Here is a 386-nt window from a genome sequence, read left to right as displayed (position 1 = left end):
CGTAAAATAGGGGAACTCCTGTCAATCAACCGGAACACGGTAAACGATTATATGAAGCTTTTTAAGGCCAGCGATTATCGTTTTAAGGAACTCCTTGAAATGGACAATGCCAAGCTAAAGGAACTTTTTACTTCCCATACTACCATTGACAATGGAAGGTTTTCGCAATTGATGGAATATTTTGATAAAGTAAACCAGGTAAGAAACCATCCCGGTTTTACATTTCAATACCATTATAACCAATACAAACATGAGGTAGATAAACCATATTCCTACACTCAGTTCATGGAGCATTATAGGCGCAAACATGCCAAAATAAAAGGCTCCATGAAACTTGAACATGAAGCAGGAAAAGAAGTATATATTGACTTTACTGGCAAGAAACT

At 36.8% G+C, this 386-nt stretch carries 1 pseudogene; it reads left to right on the top strand.

Annotation, left to right across the window (positions count from 1 at the left end):
* Nucleotides 1-51 precede the first annotated feature (51 nt).
* A pseudogene (locus OM075_RS26725) lies at nt 52-386 on the top strand (hypothetical protein); the annotation flags it as partial.

Source organism: Plebeiibacterium sediminum, assembly GCF_026013605.1.
Classification (GTDB): domain Bacteria; phylum Bacteroidota; class Bacteroidia; order Bacteroidales; family Marinilabiliaceae; genus Saccharicrinis; species Saccharicrinis sediminus.
The sequence above is the reverse complement of the archived record's forward strand: the minus strand, read 5'-3'. Positions and strand labels throughout refer to the sequence as shown.